Origin of the sequence: Pseudoruegeria sp. SK021 (genome assembly GCF_002119405.1) — a bacterium.
Classification (GTDB): Bacteria; Pseudomonadota; Alphaproteobacteria; order Rhodobacterales; family Rhodobacteraceae; genus Meridianimarinicoccus.
The window spans coordinates 1-4,220 of record NZ_MTBG01000077.1; the positions used below are offsets into that span (position 1 = coordinate 1).

At 56.1% G+C, this 4,220-nt stretch carries 5 protein-coding genes and 1 pseudogene; all 6 read right to left on the reverse strand.

Annotated elements, in window-relative coordinates; genetic code table 11:
* A partial coding sequence (locus BV911_RS18425) for a hypothetical protein (RefSeq protein WP_139840157.1) occupies nt 1–498 on the reverse strand: 498 nt, incomplete at its 3' end.
* A 195-nt stretch (nt 499–693) separates the two neighbouring features.
* Nucleotides 694–908, reverse strand: a pseudogene (locus tag BV911_RS18430) (transposase); the annotation flags it as partial.
* Between the two features lie 47 nt (nt 909–955).
* Nucleotides 956–1,711 (reverse strand): DUF6270 domain-containing protein, encoded by a 756-nt coding sequence (locus BV911_RS18435; protein ID WP_139840158.1) that lies wholly within the window; start codon nt 1,709–1,711, stop codon nt 956–958.
* Between the two features lie 53 nt (nt 1,712–1,764).
* Nucleotides 1,765–2,106, reverse strand: a complete 342-nt coding sequence (locus BV911_RS18440; protein WP_139840159.1) for a hypothetical protein — start codon at nt 2,104–2,106, stop codon at nt 1,765–1,767.
* A gap of 34 nt (nt 2,107–2,140) precedes the next feature.
* On the reverse strand, nt 2,141–3,091 hold the full coding sequence (locus BV911_RS18445; RefSeq protein ID WP_086055014.1) for a replication initiation protein: 951 nt from the start codon (nt 3,089–3,091) through the stop codon (nt 2,141–2,143).
* A 255-nt stretch (nt 3,092–3,346) separates the two neighbouring features.
* Nucleotides 3,347–4,220: hypothetical protein (locus tag BV911_RS19665; protein ID WP_168184143.1), on the reverse strand; the 874-nt coding region annotated here is incomplete at its 5' end.

The following is a 4,220-nucleotide window of genomic DNA, read 5'->3' on the forward strand; positions in this document are numbered from 1 at the left end:
CTCCTTCAGCTCCTTGAGCGCCTTCTGGGTTGAGATCACCGGCTTGCCACGGCTTTCCCGGACCGGAGAGATCATCAGATCCACAACAGCACCGCCGGCCTCGTCCAGATCAAGCCGTGCCCCAAAAACAGCATCCTTGCCCGCCCAGCTTTCTGCCCATGCCTTTGCTTGGGCGAAGAGAGCCTGATTGCGCGGGTTCTCCGGGTTGTGGAGATCACCGGCCTTCTCCACCCATTCCGGAGAAATCACACAAAGGGCCTGCATGCAGAGGGGGGCGCCTTTCCGTTCTCGGGCTTTGAGATCGGCCTTGTGGGCTTTGTAGGCGGCCAGATAGTCGCGGTCGTTCTCAGCCTTTGACCAGGCCAGTCCTTCGCCTGCTTCTGCATCTTCCCGGAGTCGGGCTCGGCTGGTTTCGTCAGCACGTTTGGCGTGGATGGTTGCACCCCGGAGTTGGGCGATGGTGGTGAGCTTTTTAACCCGGACAGCTGCCTTGAACATCGGGTCAGGATAGGGAGTCCGGGATAGATTGTCATTCCAAATGACAACCCACTAGGCAATTCTCTCCGAGCCGCTCCGCTAATTGCCATTGGGCCAGAGGCGCTACGCCCTCTTGGATCACCCGCCAGTACCTCAAATTGTCCCGGAGTCTCTTCCTGTTTATGTATATACATAAACCATATTGCTGATGCAGGGCTTGATGCCGGTCCTGTCGTTTACCAAGTTCAGCGGCCTTTTTGCGAGCCACGATAGGGAATGCGAACGGCTAGGGTCTTCTGCCCCCGGCTCAGCGTACTGAAATCCGGTACCGTCCAGTCAAGGCCGACCAGGCTTTCCAAAAAGCCTGCCGTCTGCCTGAGGGCCATACCGAAATGCACTTTCATCGTCAGGCAGGCCTGTATCGCGATGTCTAACTTGGGAGGCCAGCTACCACGCTGGATTCCCCACATGAAACCCCCTACGGCCTTTGCTCAACAAAGCCGTCATAATGTCTTCGAGTTGGCGTGATCGTTTTGTCCATAATATATGATAGCTGTTTGTTGACGCTTGAATTGTATTTTTCAAAATAGTGAAATGGAGAATGCCCCCATCGGTGGTCGGCGGGTGTTGCCTGCGGTGACGTTAGCATTGCTCTACTGCTTACCGAATGGTCTATTTTCCAAGCCGCACGCAGATGGTCATGTAAAAAATCGAGGTGGTCATTTAAGAGCTGCAAGCGTGACGGTTCAAAGCCAAGACCATCATAGTTAACGTTCAAACTGGTTTCGTGCAAAATTATGATGTTATTCAAGAACATACCTTCATGCGTTTCAAAAAACTTCTTTGCTGCCAATTTTACCATATCTCTGTTCTTGGGGAGAAAATGGGGAATCCTTTCTGCCCCCGAAAAAGTGTCAGGTGACTGCTTGTCGACTAAGAAATTATAGGTGAAATATGAGTCGCCTATCCTGCCCACAGGAAAGCGATCATCTATAAAATCGAAAACTATAAAGCATCTATCATGGTCAAAGCGGATGGTCTTATTCAAATCCTCAAGAACATTACGGTTTTCAAAATTTCCAGGTATTTTCATCTCTCTGTTTAGGGGAACATTGTTCGCCATACTGCACAGGTTTGATCGGCAATGATAATATTTTAGACGGGCCTCTAAGCCGCTGCCTTTGATGGCGTCACGAGATACACATGACCCAAAAATAACCAAATCTTTTCCCAACGGAATATCCTAGCTCAAAAGACGAATAGTAGAGAAATGTCAGTGACTTATTATCACCACGGCCACCATCGGCGCAGCTTTGCGTCTGGTGGCGGCAACATGCGTCTTACATCATCGAGGTGACGCTCCAACAATGCGGTTTTTTCGCGCTCCGCGGCCAGCTCGGCCTCGGCCTTGGCAAGGCGAGCGGCCATGTCCTGGTCTGCGGCGGCTTTCTGGTTCGGATCATCGCGGCCTAGATGGTCCGGCATAGGCCGCTCTACGGCCTTCTGCTGCGTTCTCGGCCGATACACGCGTGCCAGCTCGGCCGGATCAATGCGCCAATGCCCGGCGTCGGTCTTCTCGGCGCTGATTTTGCCGTCTTGTAACGCTTTACCAAGCGTGGCGCGGCTCACTTGGTAAACCTTCACTGCCTCTCGTGGTGATAGTTTAGGCATCCGGATCACCCTGCGGTCTAGGCCTCTTCTGGTCCGGTTTATCGCGGATCATTTGGTCCGGGTTGGTCCGGTCTGGTCCGAGCGCGCGGGCAAGGCTTTCGGCCAAACGTCGGCGTTCCTGAGCGATCGCTTCCACCAGACCGGCGCGGCGTGCCTTGCGGCCTATACGCGGCCGATCTAGCTCCCTTTGTGCCTTCACTAGCTCGGCGTGGTCCTTCAGGCTCCATGCAAGCCGGACACCCGTGACACGGCGGCCCTGTTTCAACGGCTGATAGGCTGCGTGGAATCCGGCGACGTGGTTTATCTCGGCAAGGGCGCGGTCGAGGACAAACCGGCGCATGTCTTGCCATCGGCTGAGCGTATCACCCGACAAACCTAGTAGGTCGCGCAGATCATCGAGGGCAATGTCTTCGGACGTTTTGCGCAGGTTTGCGCGCAGGCTGAGCCATAGATAGAGGCGCAGCGAATACCGGCTCTCGAACGCCATGACGGCACGGCGCGATACGGCGGCCCAGTGCGTCGAGTCGGCTATCACCCGGCGCATGGCGGGCGAAAACTCAAACCTGATTTCTGCATCATCAAGATCATCGGGTTCGCGCTCTACATCGGACAGGATGGGGCCGGACTTGATGTAGGGACGGCCTCGGCGGCTCATCAGCTGCACACTCACCACCGTCGAGTGTAGCTCCATGACGGCCTCGGCCAGTTCATCGCGGCTCCGATGAAAAGTGTCATTTATCACGGAGTATGGCACGCGGTGCTGCACTTGGTCGGCCACCGCGACACCGGCTTCCTGCACCAGAAGGCAAAACAGCTTGGCAGCACGTAGGCTGAGGCTGTCACCGGATACAAAACGCAGGTCCACCAACTCACCAGCGGCCACAATGGCGTCGGCATCGGCGCGGTGCATCCTGACGGCATCGAGGGTGGTTAGCTTGGCCATAGGTGAAAGCTAAAGGTGAAGGCTCACCTAATCAATTCACCACACCCGCAATTGCTCACCTTTCACCCGCAATTGCTCACCTTTCACCCGCAATTGCTCACCCTACACCCGCAATTGCTCACCTTTGGGGCACTTTTACCTTTCTATTTCAGTGGCTTGCGTCTCATGAAATAGAAACTAAGAAATAAAGAAAGAGCAAAGCCTGTGGATAACTCCTCGTCACGGCTCTATCCGGCACCAGAATCCAAGAGCCCATCACAGTCCCAGCCCGTCATCTTCGCTACGATCATGGGAAGCCTCTGGCGGACGAAGACCAAGGCTGCGCTCATTCCGCTCTACGGCCTGTCGGGCATGTTCCGGCCAGCACCCGTCGTAATCCGGATAGGGCAAAGCCTCCTTGCCTGAGACCCGCGCCGTGAGGTTCTTCACGAAAGCTTCGGTTCGAGCGCAGAACTCGGCGCATTTCGCCAAGGCAGCCGTCAGGTGCATGCGATCCGCCAAAGCCGGGAACAGCATCTTCCCGGAATCATAGCCATTCTGGTCGTCGTCCATGCTGACACCGAACTTCATGGCTGCTGTCAGGACTTCCATGGCTGGCTCACGAACATCCTCGATGATCGGCCAGGGACTGTCTCCCAACCGGCCCGCCAAACTCTCATCCAGATCCCATTTTCCACGAGGCGGTTCATAGCCGCGTGGGTTTCGCTTGTGAGACTGCGCCTCCCTCTGGAGCAGGAGACCGTCTCTGAGCGTCTGTAGGGCCTCAGGAGAGCCTTCAGAGGTCATCCGTAGGGTACGGGTCATCGCGCGCCCTGAATCGCGCTCCTGGGCCGCCTCTGAGCGTGCCTGATCCTTCACGAGGCCATAGGTTTCCGGGGAGAGATGCTGGCGACGGGTGATTTCCTTCCGGGTTCCCCGTTCGATCCGGTGGTCGAGGTGTGCGCGAGACCAGTCTGCCCAGGACGTCTGCAAGGCGGAATACTCGTTCCGCTCACCCGTAGCCTCCTTCAGCTCCTTGAGCGCCTTCTGGGTTGAGATCACCGGCTTGCCACGGCTTTCCCGGACCGGAGAGATCATCAGATCCACAACAGCACCGCCGGCCTCGTCCAGATCAAGCCGTGCCCCAAAA

Bases quoted from the DNA above. Each gene is read 5' to 3' on its own strand.
- BV911_RS18445 (WP_086055014.1), bottom strand. From the start codon at position 3,091: ATGGCCAAGCTAACCACCCTCGATGCCGTCAGGATGCACCGCGCCGAT.